The sequence below is a fragment of the Mesorhizobium quangtriensis genome, assembly GCF_040081925.1.
GTDB lineage: Bacteria > Pseudomonadota > Alphaproteobacteria > Rhizobiales > Rhizobiaceae > Mesorhizobium_K > Mesorhizobium_K quangtriensis.
Genome location: NZ_JBEBMF010000005.1, coordinates 229,795 through 250,827 on the forward strand (window position 1 = coordinate 229,795; position 21,033 = coordinate 250,827).

General features: G+C 59.4%; 27 protein-coding genes and 2 pseudogenes. 7 read left to right on the forward strand and 22 right to left on the reverse strand.

Annotated features, from left to right (window positions below):
- Positions 1-303 precede the first annotated feature (303 nt).
- The 6 genes from ABMA32_RS23505 to ABMA32_RS23530 form a co-directional block, all read right to left on the reverse strand.
- The gene (locus ABMA32_RS23505; protein WP_349016291.1) at positions 304-2,019 is read right to left on the reverse strand and encodes a peptidoglycan D,D-transpeptidase FtsI family protein; all 1,716 of its coding nucleotides are present in this window, start codon (positions 2,017-2,019) and stop codon (positions 304-306) included.
- A gap of 584 nt (positions 2,020-2,603) precedes the next feature.
- Positions 2,604-2,843: a TFIIB-type zinc ribbon-containing protein gene (locus tag ABMA32_RS23510; protein WP_425475587.1), complete on the reverse strand. Its 240-nt coding sequence runs from the start codon at positions 2,841-2,843 to the stop codon at positions 2,604-2,606.
- An 80-nt stretch (positions 2,844-2,923) separates the two neighbouring features.
- Positions 2,924-3,571, reverse strand: a complete 648-nt coding sequence (locus tag ABMA32_RS23515) for a DsbA family protein (protein ID WP_349016176.1) — start codon at positions 3,569-3,571, stop codon at positions 2,924-2,926.
- Positions 3,568-4,080 (reverse strand): disulfide bond formation protein B, encoded by a 513-nt coding sequence (locus ABMA32_RS23520; RefSeq protein ID WP_425475585.1) that lies wholly within the window; start codon positions 4,078-4,080, stop codon positions 3,568-3,570. The genes ABMA32_RS23515 and ABMA32_RS23520 overlap by 4 nt, the downstream gene beginning before the upstream one ends.
- Positions 4,077-4,703 carry an SCO family protein gene (locus ABMA32_RS23525; protein WP_349016177.1) on the reverse strand — a complete coding sequence of 209 codons (627 nt, stop codon included), beginning with the start codon at positions 4,701-4,703 and terminating at the stop codon, positions 4,077-4,079. Before ABMA32_RS23525 ends, ABMA32_RS23520 begins: the two co-directional genes overlap by 4 nt.
- Positions 4,700-5,203 (reverse strand): copper chaperone PCu(A)C, encoded by a 504-nt coding sequence (locus tag ABMA32_RS23530; RefSeq protein ID WP_349016178.1) that lies wholly within the window; start codon positions 5,201-5,203, stop codon positions 4,700-4,702. The genes ABMA32_RS23525 and ABMA32_RS23530 overlap by 4 nt, the downstream gene beginning before the upstream one ends.
- A 481-nt stretch (positions 5,204-5,684) precedes the next feature.
- Here ABMA32_RS23530 and ABMA32_RS23535 point away from each other — a divergent pair, with 481 nt between their 5' ends.
- The 5 genes from ABMA32_RS23535 to ABMA32_RS23555 all read left to right on the forward strand — a co-directional run bounded on the left by ABMA32_RS23535 (position 5,685) and on the right by ABMA32_RS23555 (position 8,798).
- Positions 5,685-5,963, forward strand: a complete 279-nt coding sequence (locus ABMA32_RS23535; protein ID WP_349016179.1) for a hypothetical protein — start codon at positions 5,685-5,687, stop codon at positions 5,961-5,963.
- 372 nt (positions 5,964-6,335) lie between these two features.
- On the forward strand, positions 6,336-7,067 hold the full coding sequence (locus tag ABMA32_RS23540) for a TerD family protein (protein WP_349016180.1): 732 nt from the start codon (positions 6,336-6,338) through the stop codon (positions 7,065-7,067).
- A gap of 41 nt (positions 7,068-7,108) precedes the next feature.
- On the forward strand, positions 7,109-7,855 hold the full coding sequence (locus ABMA32_RS23545; protein WP_349016181.1) for a VWA domain-containing protein: 747 nt from the start codon (positions 7,109-7,111) through the stop codon (positions 7,853-7,855).
- Positions 7,856-7,922: 67 nt separating this feature from the next.
- Positions 7,923-8,219 (forward strand): PRC-barrel domain containing protein, encoded by a 297-nt coding sequence (locus tag ABMA32_RS23550; protein WP_349016182.1) that lies wholly within the window; start codon positions 7,923-7,925, stop codon positions 8,217-8,219.
- A 12-nt stretch (positions 8,220-8,231) separates the two neighbouring features.
- Complete coding sequence (locus ABMA32_RS23555; protein WP_349016183.1) at positions 8,232-8,798, forward strand: hypothetical protein; 567 nt, start codon at positions 8,232-8,234, stop codon at positions 8,796-8,798.
- Here the strand turns inward: ABMA32_RS23555 and ABMA32_RS23560 are convergent.
- The 4 genes and pseudogenes from ABMA32_RS23560 to ABMA32_RS23575 form a co-directional block, all read right to left on the reverse strand.
- Entirely contained in the window at positions 8,795-9,463 is a 669-nt protein-coding gene (locus ABMA32_RS23560; RefSeq protein ID WP_425475586.1) for a DsbA family protein, read from the reverse strand. The two genes, ABMA32_RS23555 and ABMA32_RS23560, sit on opposite strands and share 4 nt — an antisense overlap.
- A 95-nt stretch (positions 9,464-9,558) precedes the next feature.
- A complete protein-coding gene (locus ABMA32_RS23565) occupies positions 9,559-9,948 on the reverse strand; it encodes a bile acid:sodium symporter (protein WP_349016184.1) in 390 nt (129 codons plus the stop codon).
- Between the two features lie 95 nt (positions 9,949-10,043).
- Positions 10,044-10,391 (reverse strand): annotated as a pseudogene (locus ABMA32_RS23570) (arsenic resistance protein); the annotation flags it as partial.
- Complete coding sequence (locus ABMA32_RS23575; protein ID WP_349016185.1) at positions 10,292-11,017, reverse strand: MerR family transcriptional regulator; 726 nt, start codon at positions 11,015-11,017, stop codon at positions 10,292-10,294. The pseudogene ABMA32_RS23570 and the gene ABMA32_RS23575, both read right to left, overlap by 100 nt.
- 92 nt (positions 11,018-11,109) lie before the next feature.
- On the opposite strand from ABMA32_RS23575, the gene ABMA32_RS23580 reads away from it, so the two are divergent.
- Positions 11,110-11,382 carry a protein-disulfide reductase DsbD domain-containing protein gene (locus ABMA32_RS23580; RefSeq protein WP_349016186.1) on the forward strand — a complete coding sequence of 91 codons (273 nt, stop codon included), beginning with the start codon at positions 11,110-11,112 and terminating at the stop codon, positions 11,380-11,382.
- Between the two features lie 73 nt (positions 11,383-11,455).
- Here ABMA32_RS23580 and ABMA32_RS23585 read toward each other — a convergent pair whose 3' ends face one another.
- The 7 genes from ABMA32_RS23585 to ABMA32_RS23615 all read right to left on the reverse strand — a co-directional run bounded on the left by ABMA32_RS23585 (position 11,456) and on the right by ABMA32_RS23615 (position 17,285).
- Positions 11,456-12,841 carry an adenylate/guanylate cyclase domain-containing protein gene (locus ABMA32_RS23585; RefSeq protein WP_349016187.1) on the reverse strand — a complete coding sequence of 462 codons (1,386 nt, stop codon included), beginning with the start codon at positions 12,839-12,841 and terminating at the stop codon, positions 11,456-11,458.
- 55 nt (positions 12,842-12,896) lie between these two features.
- Positions 12,897-13,181 carry a copper-binding protein gene (locus ABMA32_RS23590; protein ID WP_349016188.1) on the reverse strand — a complete coding sequence of 95 codons (285 nt, stop codon included), beginning with the start codon at positions 13,179-13,181 and terminating at the stop codon, positions 12,897-12,899.
- A gap of 23 nt (positions 13,182-13,204) precedes the next feature.
- A complete protein-coding gene (locus ABMA32_RS23595) occupies positions 13,205-13,687 on the reverse strand; it encodes a cupredoxin domain-containing protein (RefSeq protein ID WP_349016189.1) in 483 nt (160 codons plus the stop codon).
- Between the two features lie 52 nt (positions 13,688-13,739).
- Entirely contained in the window at positions 13,740-15,101 is a 1,362-nt protein-coding gene (locus tag ABMA32_RS23600; RefSeq protein ID WP_349016294.1) for a multicopper oxidase family protein, read from the reverse strand.
- Between the two features lie 18 nt (positions 15,102-15,119).
- Entirely contained in the window at positions 15,120-16,589 is a 1,470-nt protein-coding gene (locus ABMA32_RS23605; protein ID WP_349016190.1) for a TolC family protein, read from the reverse strand.
- Positions 16,586-16,816, reverse strand: coding sequence for a hypothetical protein (locus tag ABMA32_RS23610; RefSeq protein WP_349016191.1), 231 nt, complete (start codon positions 16,814-16,816; stop codon positions 16,586-16,588). The genes ABMA32_RS23605 and ABMA32_RS23610 overlap by 4 nt, the downstream gene beginning before the upstream one ends.
- A gap of 85 nt (positions 16,817-16,901) precedes the next feature.
- Positions 16,902-17,285: a hypothetical protein gene (locus ABMA32_RS23615; RefSeq protein WP_349016192.1), complete on the reverse strand. Its 384-nt coding sequence runs from the start codon at positions 17,283-17,285 to the stop codon at positions 16,902-16,904.
- A gap of 169 nt (positions 17,286-17,454) precedes the next feature.
- Here ABMA32_RS23615 and ABMA32_RS23620 point away from each other — a divergent pair, with 169 nt between their 5' ends.
- The gene (locus ABMA32_RS23620) at positions 17,455-17,808 is read left to right on the forward strand and encodes a hypothetical protein (RefSeq protein WP_349016193.1); all 354 of its coding nucleotides are present in this window, start codon (positions 17,455-17,457) and stop codon (positions 17,806-17,808) included.
- Here ABMA32_RS23620 and ABMA32_RS23625 read toward each other — a convergent pair.
- The 5 genes and pseudogenes from ABMA32_RS23625 to cueR form a co-directional block, all read right to left on the reverse strand.
- Positions 17,784-18,524: a pyridoxine 5'-phosphate synthase gene (locus tag ABMA32_RS23625; protein ID WP_349016194.1), complete on the reverse strand. Its 741-nt coding sequence runs from the start codon at positions 18,522-18,524 to the stop codon at positions 17,784-17,786. The two genes, ABMA32_RS23620 and ABMA32_RS23625, sit on opposite strands and share 25 nt — an antisense overlap.
- The gene (gene pdxA / locus ABMA32_RS23630) at positions 18,521-19,522 is read right to left on the reverse strand and encodes a 4-hydroxythreonine-4-phosphate dehydrogenase PdxA (protein ID WP_349016195.1); all 1,002 of its coding nucleotides are present in this window, start codon (positions 19,520-19,522) and stop codon (positions 18,521-18,523) included. Before pdxA ends, ABMA32_RS23625 begins: the two co-directional genes overlap by 4 nt.
- Positions 19,523-19,599: 77 nt before the next feature.
- Positions 19,600-19,871: pseudogene (locus ABMA32_RS23635) on the reverse strand (copper oxidase); the annotation flags it as partial.
- Positions 19,872-20,046: 175 nt separating this feature from the next.
- Positions 20,047-20,340, reverse strand: a complete 294-nt coding sequence (locus ABMA32_RS23640) for a cytochrome c (RefSeq protein WP_349016196.1) — start codon at positions 20,338-20,340, stop codon at positions 20,047-20,049.
- An 83-nt stretch (positions 20,341-20,423) separates the two neighbouring features.
- The gene (cueR, locus tag ABMA32_RS23645; protein ID WP_349016197.1) at positions 20,424-20,822 is read right to left on the reverse strand and encodes a Cu(I)-responsive transcriptional regulator; all 399 of its coding nucleotides are present in this window, start codon (positions 20,820-20,822) and stop codon (positions 20,424-20,426) included.
- Between the last annotated feature and the right edge of the window lie 211 nt (positions 20,823-21,033).

Consider the following 21,033-nt stretch of genomic DNA (forward strand, 5'->3'; position numbering starts at 1 on the left):
AGGAAAGGGATCAACCGGTGCATTCGAATAGGGCGCCATCAACATCGGCAATGACCACTTCATGATCTCCCCGGTTACCGGGACAGCATTCCATCTCGATGTGCGAAAGCCATACGTTCCGGAAGCGGCTTCGGTTCGTCCAGTATGGTCAATAGAATTCGACCCGGCTCGGCATAGAGTGCAGTGCAGCAGTTAACATATCGGGGTCATTGCGAGAGCAGTGCGTAGGCGGCCGAAAAACATAACGAACAGCGAACGCTGCTATTCGGCAATGAAACTACCCGTACCAAGGCCCATGGCGCCCTATAGCGCACCTTGAGCACTGCTTTCAGTTTCGAACTCTGGTCTGACGCCAAGCATCGATGCCGCTCGGCGGATAATGTTGGCCGCGATCGGCGCGGCTGTGAAACCGGCAGTGCCGGCCCGATTTGAATTTTCCATTTTGGGTTCATCGATAATGGTCACCACCAGGTACTGCGGATCGTCCATCGGAAAAGCGGCGACGAAGGCGTTGAAATTTTTGTCCTTCGAGTAGCGTCCGTCGACGACCTTTTCGGCTGTCCCGGTCTTACCCCCGACACGATAGCCGGCAACCGCACCACGTTTGCCGGAGCCGCCTGGCGCCGTTGCGTTCAAATTGTACAGATAGCGCATATCCTGACTTGTTTTTCCGCTCACCACCTGCCTTGCCAGGGCCTTAGCCTCGTCCTGCGTGCGAGGCAGAAAAGTCGGCGGAATCAGCAGGCCGCCATTCATCAGCGCGGCGCAACCGACGGCTGTCGCCAGTGGAGTCGTCGTAAAGCCATGGCCGAAAGCGGCGGTGATCGAGTGCACCTTCTTCCATTCTTTCGGTTCGGTTGGCTTCGCGACTTCCGGCAGCTCGGTTCTGACAGGGTCAAGCAGGCCAAGCCGTCGCAGGAATTCGCGGTGACCTTCGATCCCGACGACGTCCGCCTCCTTGGCTGAGCCGATGTTAGAGGAGTAGATGAACACCTCGGGTACGGAGAGAACGCGGCCCTTGCCGCGGAAATCGCGGATGGTTTGGCGTCCGATTGTGATCGGCCGCGAGGCGTCGAAACGACTGTCGAGCGTGACCTTGCCTGAATCGAGCGCCATGGCAGTCGTGAAGCTCTTGATCGTGGAACCCATTTCATAGAGGCCTGCAGACATCCGGTTCAGTTTGTCGGGGCTGTTGGCATCGACGGGGTCATTGGGGTCGACGTCGGGAACTGACGCCATTGCAATGACTTCGCCCGTCTTGACATTGATCACGACCGCACCGGCGGCCAAAGCGCGAAAGCGGTTCATTGCCTGAACAGCCTCATCTCGTACAATGTGCTGTACCCGCAGGTCGACTGAGAGCCTGACAGGGGCAAGGTCGGTGGGAGTTGCCAACCCCAGCTGTTGCAAATCGGCGAGGCCCTGATCATCAAGATATTTCTCAAGGCCGGCAATGCCGCGGTTGTCGCGGTTGGTCAGGCCGACGATATAGGAGGCGGTCGGACCTGCGGGATAGAACCTGCGGTTTTCGGCGCGAAAGCCTATGCCCGGCAGCCCGAGATTCATGATGTCGTTCTGTTGGCTCGGTGAAAGCTGACGACGCAACCAGACAAAGCCCTTGCCGCTCTTCAGCTTCCTGTAGGTTCCCTCCATTTCCAGATCGGAAAGCACCGTCGAGAGCTTCTCGATCGTTTCATCCGCATCGATGATGCGGCGAGGCTCGGCAAACAGCGAGAATGTCTTGATGTCGGTCGCCAAAACAGCGCCGTTGCGATCTACAATATCAGGGCGCGACGCAGTCGAACGAACTGTTGGGCCATCGCCTTCATCGAGGTCCTGCAGGCCCAGATGAACAAGACGGCCGCCGATTGTCGCATAAATGGCGATGAATACTGCCATGATCATCAGCGTACGGCTACGGCCACGGCTGTGGATTTCTTTACGACTCCCTTCGAATACTGACGTACGTCCGATGACGGTAGCGCGGTTGGCTGCAACCAGTCTTGACCAGCCGATCATGTTCGACATTTTCTCATGCTGATGTGGTCTGCCAAAGGGTCATTGCGGGTTCCAAAGTCTGTCGACGATGGGAATGGGATAGTCCCTTGCCCGCGGCAGAACCTGCTGTTCGTGTGAAGGTTCAATCCTAGCGCCACACGACGGCAGCACAAAAGCTAAAATTTTATCGATTTGGTTCTTCGTTAAACAAAGATTAATCTGACCAGAGCGAGGTAAACGCCTCTGCCGAAGAACAGGAGCCTAAGATCCGTACTTGATCTTCAATGCCGCATAGAGGTCGCGTTCTTCGCCCACAGCGAGCGCCTTTCGCCTGCACCCAATTCGCGGGTTCAGGGCTCCGAACATTAAAGTCACTTAGAGTCCGTTTGGGAAACTCTACCCGCCAGGCGCAGGACGCAGTTTTCTGCGCTTCCGGTGCTCACGGACCAATGTCCGCTCTGCTCCGGTTCTCGAAACCACGCCATCCGCCTGGCGGAACGAATTTATCAAAGACACTCTTAGCAATAGTCAAATGCCGTAGCGCAAGATCCGCCGTCATGCGGCCACTGCTATGTAGATTAGGTAGGAATCCGGCATCGGTTTACTCAGAAGTCGAAAAGCTCGCCCAGAAGCGATTTCTTCTTCCTATAGGGCTGCTGCGAACCGTGGTAGCGCTGATCCCCATGTTTGTCGTCAGCATCGCGGTAACGCGGCGGTTCTACTTGCCGGGTGGTCGCTGTATCCCCTGCTGAGCGTTCGATGATCTTGTCCAGTTCGCCGCGGTCCAGCCAGACGCCGCGGCATTTTGGGCAATAGTCAACCTCGATACCCTGACGGTCCGCCATGGCGAGTTCGGTATTGTCGATCGGACATTTCACGTTCGTATGCTCCTTTTTAGTGCGCTGACGCCATAAGCCAACGCGAATTATCGGACCGCCGCAACTTCGTCATCGACAAGCTTCTTGAGGTCATCCGTGCCGAAATTCGGCAAGGGCTTTCCATTGACAAAGAACGTTGGCGTCCCCGAAACCCCGACCGACTTTCCGTCGGCGACATCAAGGTTCAGGGTTGCCATGATATGAGGTGCGAGTTTTTCTGCCTTCGCTTTCGCAATGTCGAGACCCGCTACACCCGCCACCGCCCAAGCCTTGTCGAGTTGCGGCCCATCATGAGGAGCCCATTCCGGTTGCTGGGCCAAAAGAGCTTCCAGCACCGGTACAAACAGGTTCTGCATGCGTGCCGTTTCCAGGATCCGTATGGCCTCGTCCGACCCATCGTGGAATGGGGCATACCGCAGGACCACCCGCACATCCGTCGGGTATTGCTCCATGATCTCCTTCACAATCGGATAAAAGGCGCGGCACGCTTCGCAAGACGGATCAAAGAACTCGACGATGGTGACTGGCGCATCGGCAGGACCGAGGACCGGCGAGTGAGGTCGCACAAGAGTGCTCGACTCTTGCGGCGGTGCCACGGGCTCATCTTTTGGACCATTGGTGTAGAAATATCCGGCAATCCCGAAGCCGATTAAGGCAACAGCTGCGACTGCGGCGACAGTTGTGCGTCGGTTCACGCGATAGACCTCCGGCGGACGATGACGAGGAGAATGGTGATTGCCGTAAAAGCGGCCAACGAGAGCATCGGAATGGGGACCACCCCGAAGATGATCATGCTGGAACCGGAACATGAAGGTCCGGCGCCGCACGGTTCGATGGCTTCCGGGATCACGCCGCCGTACAGAAGGCTGTGATAGAGCGCTATCAGCCAGCCGATCGCTGCTAGGGGGAGAGCATAGCGCCATATCGTCGAGTCCGACAGAAAGCATGCGACTGCCAGGATGACGGCGAGGGGGAACATGAATGCGCGCTGGAACCAGCATAAGACGCAAGGCGCCTGCCCCATGATTTCGCCGATGAATAGCGCGCCAAGCGTGGAGGAAAGCGCTATGAGCCAAGCAGCAAGAAGAGGCCCCCAAGCACGCTCATCCTGAGGGTCAGTATTAGCTTTCATCCCTAAACTTTCGTGTCCGGCCGTGCCAGACCATCTGGGTCCATTTTGGTTCCTGCGGATCGCGCGGATCATGCTTTCGTCTCGATCAGGCGACGCAGTTTCGCGATCCTGGTTTCTCGTGCCTCGTCCATGTCCATCGTCCCGATGAAACGGCCATTGGCTCCCATGAGGAACACGCCAGCGGTATGATCCATCGTGTAGTCGCCACCATCCAGAGGCACCTTCTTGTAGTAGGCTTTGAAGGTCCTCGCGGCGGCAGCAGTCTGTTCGGGAGTACCGCGCAGCCCAATGATGCGGCTGTCGAAAGCCGACATATACTCTGCGAGCATTTCCTGGTTGTCCCGCTCTGGATCGACCGTGATCAGCAGCGGGGTGAAGCGGTCGGCATCCACACCGAGTTCACCCATCATGACGGTCAACTCGGAAAGCGTCGTGGGGCAAATATCAGGACAGAACGTAAATCCGAAGAACACGAGGTAAGGTTTCCCAGCGACATCCGCATCGGTGAACCTTCGGCCTTTGTGCGTGGTCAACTCAAATGATCCACCGACCGCGGCCACGCCGGAACTCGACACCGTACTTGACCCGGAAAGTTGCGGTGCGCCTGGCAGGATTCCGCTGAAACCGATGAGAACCCCGCCAGCGATAGCGACTGCGCCCCAGGCGATAATGCGGAATACCTTCAAGGGGTTCATTGCGGCATCGACCCGTGACCGCCGTGATTTTCTGGCGGCGTCGACGCACCCATACCTTGGACAGCAAAATCGACAGTGATCGGTCCTGCCTTCTCGAAAATCAGTGTCGCCGGAAACTTCTCCCCTTCTACGAATCTCTTCGTGGGCTTGATGAACATGATGTGAGTGCCACCGGACCCGAGCACGACGGTTGCGCCGGGCGCTATCTCGACTCCTCCCACGACAGGCCGCATGCTGGCGATACCGTCGATAACCTTCGACTCATGTATCTCGAACTTCTGCGAAATCGATGATGAACCGGACACGAGGCGATCCGGTTCGGTCCCCATATTTGTGATCGTGATGTAACCGCCAGCCACAGGGGCTGCTGGTGGTGTAACGCGCGCCCAGGGGTGGCCGATCTTGATCGCTCCCACCGTGTAGTCGTGCGCGGTTGCCGGAAGCGGCACCACTAGAACAGTCAGCGCTAACCCGGTTGCGGCATATATCCTCGAACGCATTTATGCTTCCTTTGATACCGGGAAATCAAAGAACCGGTTCAGCTTTGAGCCACGATGGCCAGCGTCTGGCGCCAAAGTCTCTAAACCCTCTAGCTACTTGAGATTCAACTGTTCCAGGCGAGGCGAATTGCCGCGACCTCGGGTCGAGGCAAATAGCCCTTGCCACCATCTTGGGGACAGAAGCCCTGAGGTCGCCGTCTTGCCGCCTGGAGAGGGCTGATGACGACCATATAGCATCCCGATCCCGACGGAGCTGATCCCTTACTCGCAAAGTGTAGCAGAGCTTGAGAATGCCGCCATCGCGGTGTTCGAAGAAAACAAGACGAAAGCACTCGATGCCTGCCTCAGGCAGCCAAGTGGAGACCGTCCTAGGATCACGGTCGCCCGAAACCCATGCGAAGAAGGTGCATGACGGGAACAGTTTTGGTGCTCAGGCATTGCTCTAGGCTGCACGATGACCGCGAAGCATTTGGAGGAAACAATGCCGCAGGAAAAGCCCGGACCGCATCACGATCATCCCGGACACAAGCCGGGCGATCTCGACCAGCACGGCCACCGCGACAAAGCCGGTCAGAAGGAAGTGCCCGGCGAACATCACGACCATCCTGGCCACACGCCTGGCGATCTCGATCAGCATGGCCATCGCGACAAGGCCGGTCAGAAGCAAGTGCCTGGCGAACATCACGATCATCCCGGCCATAAGCCTGGGGATTTGGATCCGCACGGCCACCGTGACAAGAGCGGCGCGCCAAAGGAGTAGTCGTCTCACCGTCAAATTATATACGGCTCCCTTCAAAGCCGAGGGGGCCGTATTTGTTTTGAATCAAGGGGCCTTGGGGTGCATCTGTCGCAGTAGAAGAAAACGAGCGCGACCAAAGTCACATTCACGACCTACATGAACAGGCATAACGACGGCCTAATAGTGGAGCCGCACTGCGCCGTCATGAACATGCCGCCGTCATGCCCACCATCTTGACCTGCACCACCAGCACATCCCTGGCTAACTTCAGGCCGTGCTCGGCTAATCGGGTTTGTGAGGGGAGTCGCAAAGTTCAACCGCTTGCATTTTCCAGACACAGTTTTGGTGGTAGATGTCCGAATGCGATCTTGGGCTGCAGAGAGGACACTGCTGATGAAGTTGCCACAAGTGGGGGCATCGAACGAACTTCTTACGGGATGGCCTTTGTCGGACCAGAAGGCGCCTGTTCTCACGCTCTCCCTGGAAAAGCCCGGTACGGCGTCACCCAAGCTGAGCCTCTCTCTAAACAAAGGCGCGCGCTTCACGGTAAAGGTCGAGTGGCAATGTGATGCCGACCATGCCGATGATGTCGACGTTCATGCGCTTGAGGCGCGTAGGATCGGCACGGAGGTGAAGGTCACCGAACTGACGAATGTGTTGTCGACCTATAATACGACGCGCATGAACCCGAAGGGCGGCACTCTGGCGTCCAATACGGACGGGTCATTCGAGACGCCCGGCGGCGGGCTCCGCCATAGCGGCGACAAACGCGTTCAGAATAACAGCGAGACCGTCATCATCGATGGGTCGAGGTTGCCGGCCGGCGTGACGGAAATCCCTATCTTCGTCACCGTGCACGAGGCCGACCACGGTAGCGGGCACGAGAGCGGCAGCGAGGATGAGGGAGAAGAAGAGGCAGCTTTCGGTGATATCGACGTCTGCACAATCACGCTGTCCGACCAGGACGGCCGAGAATTGGGCGCCTACCGCCTGTCGGACGAATTCAAGGAATTCAACGCGGTCCAGCTGGGCAGCGTCGCACTCGGCCCCGACGGGTGGGAATATGTCGCCGCCGGGCGCGGTTTCAACGGCAATTTCAACGATGTTCTGGCGCGCTTCTCCTAGTGCAAGCAGACCTAACAAACTCAATCGGGGACGAAATCGCCATGTCACTGCAACTCAACCTCCAGAAATCAGCAGAAACGCTGCGCCTCTCCTTGGATAAGGCCGGCGTTGCCGCAGGGATCAAGGCGGAGCTGATTTTTGACATGGACGTCTCCGGCTCCTTCGAGCACGAGCATGAGGAAGGTACCACCAGCAAGCTCATCGCGCGGTTGGTGCCTTACGGCATGGTGCTCGATCCGGACGGCAAGATTGACGTGTTCAGCTTCAGCCACGGCGAGGGCAGCGTCCATCATGTCGGAACCGTAACGCCGGATGATAGCGAGGACTACATTGTCCGCAACGTCATCGATAAGGTCCCGGGCTGGAAGGGCGGTACGACCTACAGCTATGCGCTCGAGCGCAATCTGGAGCATTTCGGTTGGCTTCCAACCCAGGGAGCCGGTGGCTTTCTAAGCCGCTTTTTCGGGATCGGCAGGGAGACCCCAGCCTCTGAAAAGAAGCGTTCGATCGTCATCTTCGTGACGGATGGCGAGAACGAAGAGGCTGACGAAGAGCGGACCATCCGCATCCTCGAAGCCTCGGAACAGCGGGGCGACCAAGTCTATTTTCTATTTATGGGCGCTTGCGAGCACAATGTGGACTTCAAATTCCTCAAGCATATCGCAAGGCGATTCAAGAATACCGGCGTTGTCATTGTTCGCGACCTGGACGGCTTCGTCGAGCTATCGGACGAAGAGTTGAATGCCCGCCTTCTCGGCCCAGAGTTACTGCAGTGGCTCCGGGCCTGACCTGATCCGCTGAGGAACCCCTGTCGCCGCGATGAGTTACCTCTCCTCAACAAGAGGAGCATTGATCATGGATCACACCAATCACGTCCGCCTGACAGCTGGCGAGCTAACGCCAGATATTCTCGAGGGCGCCACCATCTACGGCCCCGATGACAGCAAGGTCGGCAGCGTCAACCATGTCCACGGCTCCGGTCCGACCACACAGGTGATCATTGATGTTGGTGGGTTCCTCGGCATCGGCGCAAAGCCGGTCTCGGTGACTGCCAGTGAACTCGATTTCATGCGCGATAAGGACGGTGACGTCCACGCAGCCACCACTTGGACCAAGGACCAGTTAAAAGCCATGCCTGAACACACGGATTAATAGGTAGGGGCAATGCTCCGAACCAATCCGTTGGCGGTCGCACTTGCTTTCGGGCATGCGGCCGCCATTGTCATTCTGGGCTATATTCTGCTGGGCCTGATGCCCATGCTGTTGTTTGCGTCTGGCTTCATTGGAGGCTTACTGGTTTGGTTGGTGAAGCCACAGGTGTCTTCCTTCGCGGAGATCCGTGCACCCTACATCCTAACTCTCGTGCTGTTCGGCCTGCACAAGGTCGAGGAACGCGAAATGGATTTCTTCCCGGCGCTGGCGACGATCACCGGTGTGACGCCGCCTGCCGAGGGCTCAGCCGGAGCAGTCGTTTTGTACGCGCTGGCGATGATGTGGCTGCTGGTGCCGTTCCTCTTGGCTCGTAGCATGCCGTTCGGGTCATACCTCGCCTGGACCCTGTTCATCGCCATGGGCGTCGTCGAAATCGCCCATTTTGTGTTTCCGCTCTTCCGCACAGGCCCCTACGGTTATTTTCCCGGGATGTTAACCGCGGCGCCTCTGGCCGCGGCGGCGTGGTGGGGCATCTGGCGGCTCGGCAATGAAACCGGGCAGTCGCGTATTGACCCTTAGGACGACGGGCTGCTTCCGACCCTGGCAACCTCGGCCGCCACCAGATCATGCAACTGCTGCGGCCCAAAATCCGTCAGCGGCTGGCCGTTGACGAAAAACGTAGGCGTGCCCTCGATGTTGATGGCTTTCATGTCGGCCACGTCTTGATTCAGAACCTTTACGACACCCGGCGATTGCGCATCCGTGCGGGCCTTGACGACATCCAGTCCCGCCTCGCCGGCAAACGCCCACATTTTTTCTAGGTCCGGCGCGCCATGCACCGCCCACGCCGGCTGCTCGAAAAACAGCTTTTCCAGCACAGGCAGGAACTTGTCCTGCATGCGTGCGGCTTCCAGCAACCGCACTGCCTCATCCGAGCCGTTGTGCAGAGGCGCATAACGGATGACGAGACGGGTCTGGGGAAATTTCTCCATGATCTGTTTCACGATCGGGTGGAACGCGCGGCAGGCTTCACATGCCGGGTCGAGGAACTCGACGATGGTCACCGGGGCATTGGCCGGGCCGATGACCGGTGAGTGGTTCCGTACCAGTGTGCTTTCCTCCTGAGCAGCCGCGGGCACGGTCTCCGGTGGTAAGAACAGAAACGCGCCCCCGGCGAAAGCAGCCGCCGCGACCAGAACGGTGCCCAGGACGAGTGTTCGACGATTCATGTAGCGTTCCTTCACCAGGCGAGGTTCCGATCGCTAGCGCAACGATGCTAAACTGACAAGGACACCAGCAGCGGCGTAGGCTCGCGCTCTAGGTTAGGTAAGCAACAAAGTCACTTTTGTGTCGCGCTTGCGTCGCCAAGCCGAGGGATGGCGCGGATGTAGATCAGTTCGAAGATGAGCTCGACCAGGGTCTGGGTTACGATGATCGCCGGCAGCACGGGCACGGCTCCGGGGACCGCGAGTGCCAGAGGAAGCACCACGAGCGAGTTCCGTGTGGCAGAGCTGAAGGCGACACTGCGTGCCTCCGCGGCTTCGAGCCTGAACAGGCGTGCAACACCCCATCCGACGAAGGGCGCAAGAAGCCCAAAAGCGATGTAAATTGGCACAACCACGAGCACGGCACCGAGCGCCTGCTCAAGGTGTGGCAGGACGGCAGCCACGACCACAAACAGCACGAGCGCGGTCGCAGGGACCGGAAGTATCCCCAACGCAGCAGCCATTTTTGCGCCACGTGCAGCGCGCCGGCCCAAAGTTGAACGAATGCCGCCAGGGCGAGCGGGACGACGATCAGCCAAAGAAAGGCATGGAGGAAAGGCCCGATCTGGACCACGGCGGCGGCCTCTCTGCCCAGGAAGAGTCCGAGATAGAGCGGCAACAGGGGTATCTGCAGGAGGAGAAGGACGGGTGTCGCGGCCAGAAGCAGCTTTGCGTCGGCGCGACCGAGATGGGCGAACGTCACCACATAGTCGACGCAGGGCGTGAGCAGCACCAGCAGGACGCCCAGTCTGAGCAGCGGATCGCCCGGCATCACCTGGAACAGTATGCCGACGAGGAGCGGAATTGCTACAAAGTTTGAAAGCAGCAACGGCAGCGAAAATCGTACGCGGCCGAACGCTCGTCCAAGTTCGGCCAGCGGAACCTGCAAAAACGTGACGAACAGCATGAACGCGAGTGCCGGTTGATCGCCGCCTCAAGCGCCGTTGTCCCGGGGACGAGCAAGGCAACGGCTGTCGCGATCGCGACCGCACAGAAATAGACCTGGACTTGGCGGCTCTCCAGATGGTTCCGGATGTCTTGGTCAACCACGAAAATTCCTCTCGCCTCAGCTTTGGCCTGAGCGCCGCAGCAGCCGGCGATCGGGGTGGACTTCTGGCGCGCTATTCCGAGGTCTTCGAAGATGCTGCAGTTTGAGGCGGGTCCGCCCAGACAGATTTGGTCGCAGGCGTCGATATACCCTTCGAGGGTCCGCTGCAGCTCTTGCAACTCCATCATTTTGCGGCGCACTTCGACAAGATGAGCCTGGGCCAGATCGCGCGCCTCCGTACAGGAACGTTGGTCATCCCGGGCGAGGCGCGTCAGCTCCCGAATCTGCGCGTGGGTAAACCCGAAGTCGCGATAGCGCCGAATGAAGGTCAAACGCTCGACGTGCGACCGGTCGTACAGGCGATGACCGCCGGCGAGCCTTGCGGGTTCCGGCAGCAGGCTCTCCTGCTCGAAATAGCGGATGTTGGTGGATTTGACCCCGGTCAGGCGAGCCAACTCCCCGATGCGATAATTTTGTCCCGTCACGGCGTCATCTCAGAAACGTGAGCAATGAGGGCTTAACTTCGAGTAACTAGAAGATGCGTGGTGCCGGAACAAGAGTCGTTCAGGGTAACTTCATGCACCGCTTCGTTCACTTGATCGTCATCGCAATCGTTTTCCTTGCGGTCATCCCCGGTGGCAGGTCGGCCGTGCAGTCGTCGGTTTCTGCCCCTGCCACCCAGGCATCTCTCGTTGCCGACATCGATGCTGTTCAGCCGGGCCAAACCTTCTGGGCCGCGCTTCGTCTCGCACCGCCCGACGACTGGTACACATATTGGCGCAATCCAGGCAATGCCGGCCTTCCCACCTCGTTGAGCTGGCAACTCCCGAGCGGGATGTCTGTGGCCTAACGGCGGCTTGCGCGCCGGTTGCCACCGTTGCCATCAGCAGGAGCAGGATTCGCCTGTTCATGTTTAGAGCCTTTCATGTGAACGCGATCGGACTTCGTACGTCGGAACGCAACATAGAGGAGGAGGGCACCGGCGTGACGGCATTAACTTCATTTGAAGACCCAGCAGTTTTGAGGTGCCGGGGACGGTAGGCTATATTAATCGGGATTCTACGGCCGGTCAGAGCGACGCCTTTCTTAAATATCCAGCCGCCGGTTTCTCGCGCCTTGGGCGTGCGCGCCAGCAGAGCGAAGGACACAACGAGCGTCGCGCCCAACTCTTTGGTCAGCGACTCAAGACGCCGGGCGACATTGACGGCATCTCCGAACACCGTGAACTCGTCGTGGCTGCCACTCTCCAGTACGCCGCCGATCACCATTCCGTAGTGAACACCAATTCCCGCCTGAAAGGTCACATGGTCGTCTGTTTGGAAGGGCTTCCAAACCTCTAGCCGGTCGCAAAGCGCCAAGGCGCAGGACAGGGCCTGCTCGGCATCGTCATCCCTAGCCGCCGGCTGGCCGAACACTGCCATGACGCCATCACCAATAAATTTATCGACGGTGCCGCCAAAGGCAAAGACGGTACCCGCTACAACCTGCCGGTATTCAGTTAGCACGTGCGCGAGGTGTGCTGGCGAAGCATGTTCTGCGTAGCTCGTGAAATCGCGCAAATCGACGAACATGATCGCCGCAGGGCGTCTTTGGAGGGAAAGGGAGCGACCAGCCTCCTGCAACTCCGCGACAACGAACGGAGAGAAAAACCGCGCGAGATTGTGCCGCCAGCGGTCAATCCTGAGCGTTTCACGGCGCCCGCGCTGGTGGTCCACCGCCAGGAGGCCGGTCGACATCGCGGTCAATCCAAACGTCAGGGCAAGGCCGAAATCAAGGCTAAGAAAGACCTGCCAGAATGCGCCGGGGGCCTCCCGCTCATGGCGCCAGGCCATTGCGGCGAGCATAACAAGCCAGGCGCAAAAAACCAGGGACGAGAACAGAACGATCAGGCGCCCTCGCAGGGTCATGCCAACATGGCTCAAGAATAGAAAAGGTATGACAAGGCTTGCAGTTGTCAATCCGTGCGGCTGTGCGACGGGCGCGCCCAGTATATGCTGATAGAGAACAGCCGTGACAAAAACCGCGTCCAAGATCGCCCAATTGAGCTGTTGTGCCGGCGGATCTTGGCGCCAGAGCGAGAGCGCCGACAGCAGCGCGCAGGCAAGCAGATAAACCGCAAGCACGGGCATGAAGAACAATATCCCACGCCCGCTGCCGACGAAGATCAGCGCGACCGCGGCCAGAACTGCCGCCGTCCGCAGGTAGAGCGACATCATCCTGAGGTCGGTGCCGAGATCGAGCGCGATCCCGCGAATATTTACAAGGAGCTGCCTCAAATTGGCAGCATGCAGATAAGCCAGCACGTTCATGTCGCGACTTGAGGGGGGCCTCGCCGCGGTCCGAGAGGCCGCGGCGAGGAATTCCTCACTTGATTTCAACGACGGTGATGCGGCCGTTGACGCGGTCGGCGACGAACTCGATCGCCTGCCCCGGCTTGACTTTTTCGAGCATAGCGTCGTCCGCGACGACAAACACCATCGTCATGGCCGGCATGCCGAGGTTCTTAAGCTCACCGTGCTTGATAGTCAGCTTCTTTTGTTTGGCGTCGATCTTGGTGATTTCACCCTTCGTGTATTCCTGCGCCGAAGCGCCTCCAGTCATTGCGAATGCTATGGTGATCACGGCGAGTATTTTTGCTATAGTCTTCATGCTCTAAGTCCTTTCTACTTTGCTCATTGCGAAACTTGGATGTTGCCCTTCATTCCGGATTCGTAATGGCCCGGAATTAGGCAGGCGAACACGAAGTCTCCCGCGTTCGAGAACGTCCACAAAATCTCACCGGTTTTGCCCGGGGCCAATCGGATAGAATTGGCGTCGGCGTGTTCCATTTCGGGAAATTTGGCCATAACGGCCTTGTGCTCCATGACAGTGGGTTCTTCGTCCATAACGTATTCGTGGTCAGCCTCGCCCTTGTTCGTGAAGCGCAGGCGGATTGTCTCGCCGGCTTTGACCTTGATAGCCGCGGGTTCGAAGACCATCGCGCCGTCGTCCTTTTCGGCCATGGTGATGTTCACGGTACGCTTGACCTTGCCTTTCTGACCTGGTTCTCCGATGGCCATTTTTTCGGTCTTATGGCCGCCCGAATGCGTTCCTGTTGCAAATGCGGGAGCGACACCCACTGATAGGAGGATTGCCGAGATTGCTGCGAGTTTCATGAGTTCTTTCTCTTTCTGTTGTTGTTGACTGGTGAAAAAGTTTAAGTCCTACTCAACCTTCCTGTTGTTGACTGCCGTGCTTGGGTGCCGGAGTCATTGTTTTTGCGCCGTTGGATCGTGTCGGTGCGGGGAGGTCGCCGGTCCATTCGTAGGCGACGGTTCCCGCCGGGTGCTCAAACCAACCCGGGTCCGCATAGTCGGTGGCGGAGAGCCCCTGGCGGACCTTGACCACCGAGAACATAGAGCCCATCTCGATAGGCCCGAACTGGCCCCAGCCTTCCATCATCTTGATGGTGTTGTCCGGCAGCGGCATTTCCATCTCGGCCATATCGGCCATACCGCGGTTGCCCATGGGCATATAGTCTGGCGATACCTGCTGAATTTTCTTGGCGAGCGCCGATTTGTCGACACCGATGAAGGTCGGCACGTCATGTCCCATTGCATTCATCGTGTGATGCGTTTTGTGACAATGGATGGCCCAGTCACCGAGGTATTTGGCGTCGAACTCGTAGGCGCGCATGGCGCCCACCGGAATGTCGATCGAGACTTCCGGCCAACGAGATTCCGGCCGCGTCCAGCCGCCGTCGGTGCAGGTCACCTCGAAGTCGTAGCCATGCATGTGGATCGGGTGGTTGGTCATGGTCAGGTTGCCGACCCGCACCCGAACGCGGTCGTTGTGGCCGACGACCAAGGGGCTGGTGCCTGGAAAGATCCGGCTGTTCCAGCACCACAGGTTGAAGTCGGTCATCTCCATGACACGGGGCACATAGGAGCCCGGCTCGATGTCGTAGGCGTTGAGCAGGAACACGAAGTCGCGGTCGACGCGCATGAACTTCGGATCCTTCGGGTGGATCACGAAAAAGCCCATCATCCCCATGGCCATCTGGACCATTTCGTCCGAATGCGGGTGGTACATGAAGGTGCCGCTCTTCACGAGGTCGAACTCATACACGAACGTTTTGCCGGGCGGGATGTGGGGCTGCGTTAAACCACCCACGCCGTCCATGCCGTTCGGCAGGATCATTCCGTGCCAATGGATCGTGGTATGTTCGGGAAGTTTGTTGGTGACGAAGATACGGACCCGGTCGCCTTCCACCGCCTCGATCGTGGGTCCGGGTGACTGTCCGTTGTAGCCCCAGAGGTACGCTGTCATGCCCGGCGCCATCTCGCGCTCGACAGGTTCGGCGACGAGGTGGAATTCCTTCACACCGTTGGTCACACGATGAGGAGCAGTCCAGCCGTTCAGGGTAACCACTGGCTGGTAGTCCGGGCCGCTTGACGGGAAGATCGGCGGCTGCATGTCCGGGGATGCCATAACCGCAGCCTCCGGAAGTGCCATCGCGGAAGTCTTCGTCCAAGCGGCTGCGCCTGCGAGAAACGCGCCTCCGCCGAGTATTTGTCGTCTTGAGAGCATTGTCGTCATTCCTTCTGGTTAATGCCCGCCGCCAGCGCTTGCGGCGGCCGGCGTGGCTTCTCCGCCTCCGCCTTCCGCAGGCGCCCCGCCACCGCCATAGACAGCAGTGACCAGCGCGGCATCGGCGAGCCAGAAGTCGCGCTTGGCGTTGACGGATTGCAGCAGCGAGTCCGTGCGGGCACGGGTGTCAGCGAGCAGTTCAAATGTGTTGGTGATCATGCCGTTGTAGGTCAGGGTGGCCTGTTCGGCGATCGCCGTTCTGAGCGGCACCACGCTGTTGCGGTAGTGGCGGGCGATTTCATATGTTGCCTGCCGGGCATTGTGGGCCTGGCGCGCCTCGGAACGGATATTGACCGCCCGCTCGGCCAGCAAGTTTGCCGCCCGCATGTAAGCCATTTCGGACTGACGCATTCGGGCTTGGCCAGTATCAAAGATCGGGATTGTGAACTCGACATCGATGACCGGAAGCACTTCCGTCTTCGTCTTCACAGACCCGCTTTCCTCTTCCTCTTGCTCGCGCTCGACCTCCACGCCGGCGAGCAGGCTGATGTCCGAGACATACCTTGTCGCATTGGTCAAACCGTAGCTGAGCGCAAGAGCCTCAAGTTCGAGTCTCGCAATCTCGAGGTCGACCCGGTTCCTTAGGGCCTCGGCCTCGATTCCCCGTCTGGGGGCACCACGCACAGGCAGCTTGGGCAATGATCCAGGGAGCTTGTAGTCAATGTCGGCGCCCCACAGGCCCATTGCCCGGTTGAGCGCCTCCCTCGCGTTACGGGCTTCCAGGCGCGCGCTGGCGGACTGTCCCGCCAGTTCGGCATACAAGACATGTTCCCGTGCCTGGGCGGTCTTGGGGAAGGCGCCGGTCTCACCCAGTTTCTTGGCCAGGTCCGATGCTGCGTCCGCAGTTTGCAAAGCCTTGGACAAATAGCCTTGCGCCTCGTTGGAGGCGACAGCATTAATCCATGCGCGCCGGGTGTCGGTGGCCAGCCTGAGGGTTGCCTCGGCGGCGATCAGTTGGGCCTGCCGGAAGCGCGCGTCTGCGACCGCCATGCGTCGGGGCCTGGTTATAGCGGACATGATATTGGCAACCACTGCGGACTCGATCGCCCGGACCGGATCGATGCCGCCCGTAACGCCGATCCCAAGTGACGGATTGACCGGGAGACTTTCCTGCCAAAGTTCCGCCGCTGACGTGCCGATGTCAGCATAGGCGGCTTGCAACCCCTTATTGTTAAGGAGTGCAACCTTGACAGCTAGATCCGCGTCGACGGTCTTCCCCCTCACGAGGTTCCGTACCTTGTCAGCCGCTGCTTGCGCTTCAGCGTTGGATTGGATCCAGACTGGCTGCTGCCCGGTCACCGACGTGGTTCGGCCCGCAACTGCCGTAAAGCCAGCCTTGGGATCGCTGACGTTGACGGTAGCGCTCGTGGCGCAGCCGGCGAGTAGCGCCGAGGCGGCCAGAATGGAAAGGCGAGCGAGTCCGATCATGAGCCCGCTCCCTTGTTCGCGGGCGACAGGTCGTCGTTGAGTTTGCGCCAGTTCTTCGGATCGGTCGGCTCCCTGTGCGTATAGCTTACAACCGGATGGTAATGATTGTCGGTGATGCCGTAGGTCGGATCAGCCGGGGTAAAAGCCGGCGTGACCTCGGGTGGCATGGTATTGCAGCCGCCAAGGACAAGCGACGCTCCCAGCGCCGCGGAAACGGAGATCTTCATAAGGGAACCTGAAAGCTGGAACGATGGTCAGCGGCGACGGCCTAAAGACCGGACGCCGGGCACACTCCGCCTGTCGGCGGACTCGTCAGCTGGTGGTTCGGGGAGGTTTGATGACGGATGAAATCTGCCCGTCAAGCAGAGCGTGGCCGAAGTCCGCACCGACTCGGCTGGCCGACGGACCATGGATCAAGGGCGATGAGGCGGGCATCGCCTGGCTCATCAAGCAATGCATCTCGCAGCAAAGGTCCATTGAGTCCGGCTGGTGATGGTCACTGCTTCTGCCGTCATGCTGGTCGCCGGCAACATGCCGAGCGGCCTCTTCATCCTGGATTCCGTCGCCATCATGCTGATGGCCGGCTGCAGCGGTGACGGTCCGACTGGTGCCGTCTGTCGGTATTGCCGCGGCAAGGCCCGGCTGCAATGCGGTCAGCAACAGGAACACGACCGCGATGAACGCGCGCAGCACCATGCCGAATCTGGACGAACCGCTGACCATAAGTTGTTTCCACACGTGTTCGCGGCAGATGTCAAGCAAACGAACGCAAACGTGAACGCTCCTCCGCATAAGTAAAGTCACTACGTGTTCGCAAAGTGGCAGAAATGGTGCTACTATGTGTGGGTTCTCCTGGGAGGAGATTATGCGTGCCGTCGTGGTAGTCGCAGGCGTGATGCTGGTGGGCACGGCCCAATCCGAGCCCCTCGTGTTTTACACTGCGCATTTTCCGGACCAGACCTCCATCCAGATGAGCGTGATCGGTGACCGGGTGCCCGAGGAAGGCGGCTACGATTTCGATGTCTCGATCGGCCTCGCTAAAGTCAACGCAACTGGCGCGATGACGTTCTTTGACAGAAGCAGTCATCATGCACGGATTCGCTGTGCGGAGCCTGCCTATGTAGGGTTCGGAGATTATCGATTTCAGGTGCATGCTACGTTACCATCCGACTGGAAGCAGGACCTCTGGAAAGCCTATTGCGAGACCCCCGTTTCGTGACGCGCGGCTACAATGCGCGCCTTCATCTCCGCGATTACGACGGGTAGACCCAAGAATACTGCCTCTCCTACGAGAAAGTGGCCGATATTGAGCTCGGCGATCGGTGGCAGGGCAGCGACTGGCGCCACGTTGCCAAATGTCAGGCCGTGTCCCGCGTGACATTCGATGCCCAGAGCCGCAGCGCGGCTTGCGGCGGATGCCAGTCGGGCGAGTTCGGCTTCATGCCCGTAGTTTTCGGCGTAGGTGCCGGTATGCAACTCCACCACCGGCGCGCCGATGCGCGCGGCGGCTTCCACCTGGGCGATGTCCGGATCAATGAACAGCGACACCCTTATCTCGGCGTCCTTCAGCCGGGCCACAAAAGGCGCCAGCGTTTCGATCATGCCCGCCGCGTCAAGCCCGCCCTCTGTGGTCACTTCCTGCCGCTTTTCGGGCACGAGGCACACGGCGTGGGGCCGGGTGGCGATCGCGATACCCAACATCTCATTCGTCACGGCCATTTCGAGATTGATCGGCGCGTCTATAGAGGCGCTCACACGCGCCAGGTCATCGTCCCGAATGTGCCGGCGATCTTCCCTGAGATGCAGAGTGATGCCGTCGGCGCCGGCCTTGAGAGCAATTTCGGCTGCGCGTAGCGGATCAGGGTGCAGGCCGCCCCTCGCATTTCGAATGGTGGCGACATGATCGATGTTGAAACCAAGGCGGATAATGTTCATGACGTTGCTTCCCGATGAGCGGCAATGGTGGCGGCAAGACGGAGGGCGGCGATCAGGCTGCCTGGATCGGCTATTCCCTTGCCGGCAATATCAAGAGCCGTTCCGTGATCGGGCGATGTCCTCACAAACGGTAGTCCGAGGGTGACATTGACACCTTCGTCCACGGCCAGTGTCTTGAGCGGGATCAGCGCCTGGTCGTGGTAAAGGCACAGCGCCGCGTCATAGCTGCCGCGGGCCCGCGCTGTGAACATCGTGTCCGGCGAAAGCGGCCCGAAGGCGTCAATGCCTTGCGCCCGCAGGCCGGCGACCGCCGGCCTCACGATCGTTTCCTCTTCATCGCCCATGTCGCCGTTTTCTCCGGCATGCGGATTCAGGCCGGCGACAGCCAGCCGCGGCGTGGCGATGCCAAAGTCGCGCTGCAGCCCGCGCGCGGCTGCAAGGCCTGTCTCTATAATGAGAGCTGGCGTAAGCCGGTCGATGGCGCTCCGCAGCGCTTCATGAATGGTCACGGGCACGACGCGCAGGCCGCCGCCGGCGAGCATCATGACGGCGCGCGATGCTGGGCCGGATAAAGCCTGAAGAAACTCGGTATGGCCGGGGTGAGGAAATCCGGCCTGATGCAGGCTATGCTTTTGGATGGGATTGGTAACGATGCCGGCGGCCTGCCCCTCCATGGCAAAACGCACTGCCGTCTCGATCACGTTGATGACGGCTCCGGCATGGCTGGGCGATGCCGCCCCCGGCGTGACCTCGTCCTCTAACGGAAAATCCATGACTGGCAGGCCACGATCAAAAGCGGCCCGCGCTTGGACCGGCTCTGAAATCCTGATCACCGGGACATCAAGCCCCAGGGCGTGCGCGGTCGTCTCGACCAGCACCGCGCTGCCGCAGTAGAAGAAGGCCGGCCCGCTTGCACAAAGTCTCTGCCAGGCCTTGATGGTGATCTCCGCACCAACGCCACTAGGCTCCCCCATGGTCAATGCGAGGGCGGCGCTCATGGCTCGACCTCGATAACGAGCATCAGTCCCCCGCCGCCCTTCGTCTCGACATTGTTGTTCGTGATATGGTGCGGGACATCCCTGCCCACCAAATGGATGGTGCTGCCGATGCCCTGTTTCCACAGCGGCGTAATGAATTCCTCATGCGTGCCCGTACGCGGCTCCTTGTTTGCCAGGACATAGGGAAGAAGACCGATCGGCCCCAGATAGACGGTAATCATGATGAACCCCACTTCATGACGGCAGGTTCGGAATTGCCGCGGAACTGATCCCAGGCGACATAGGCGGTGCTCAGGCCCGCGAGAACGAACCACGCTGCGAGAAAATAGTCGATCGGCTGCACGAACATCGTCATTGGACCTTTTCCCGGAACTTGGCGTGGCAGCTTGCGCAGTCCTGCAGCATCAGGTGAAAGACGTGTTCGGCCGGCATAGTGGACGGATCAGCCTCAGCCTTGCCCGTGCGCCTTTTTCCAAGAAGACTGCCGCCCGTCATCATTCCCTGCCCCATCCTCATGCTTTTGGTTATGCCGTCTGGAGCGTCGTCTGCCGCATCGGACAGGGCGGAAGCAAATTTTTCAAGATGGCCGGCGCGGCGAATTCGGCGCGGGATTTGTCAATTTCGGCGCTGGCATCTGATCGGCCTCCAAACGAGCCCGGCGGAAACTCCGTGACCAAGGCATCACCGGATTGACGTCTGATGGTTTCGGCGGCGTCCTTGAACACGACGGCGTCATAGGACAGCTTGTCTTCGAACATACCCGCGATCGTCTTCGCCGCCAGCGCCATTTCTTTCATCGCAGCCTGACGAGCAGCCACAATGCCGTCGGCGGGGATGTGGACCGCCGCGAATCCGGCGGCGCTCGAGAGCGACAGGATTGCGCCGAAAGCGATCGAGCGCCTCACTGAACCGTGCCGCTTCCTGCAAGGCCATCAATGATCGGGCAATCCGGGCGGTCGTCGCCGTGGCAGTTGTGGACGAGGTGGCTGAGCAGATCGCGCAGGCTCGCGAGTTCGGCGATCTTGCGGTCGATCTCGGCCAGCTTGGTTTGCGCGATGGCTTTTACGTCCGCGCTTTCCCTTTCCTTGTCGCCGTAGAGCGACAGGAGCTGGCGGCATTCCTCGACCGAAAAGCCGAGGCTGCGAGACCGCTTCAGGAAGCGCAGCCTGTGCACGTCCGGCATCGAGTAATCGCGGTATCCGTTTTCGGCTCGGTCCGCCTTCAGAAGCCCGATCTCCTCGTAGTAGCGGATGGTCTTGGGCGGCAGACCGGATTTTTCGGCAGCAGATCCAATGTTCATCACTGTCTCCTTGTGCGTTTGAATGAGAGATAGTCCTTCCAGTGGCTGGAAGCTCAAGGCCTATCTTCATTTTTTGTTTTGGAAAGTGAGTACGAGCTGCGGCTTTCAGTCTTCTGCCGACCTATCCCCCAGGCCCCGGTGTGGCGAATGCCCGATCCGGTCCGCAAAGGCCAAGTAGATTTCGCGTTGGCTTGGGCGAGGTCGTGGAACA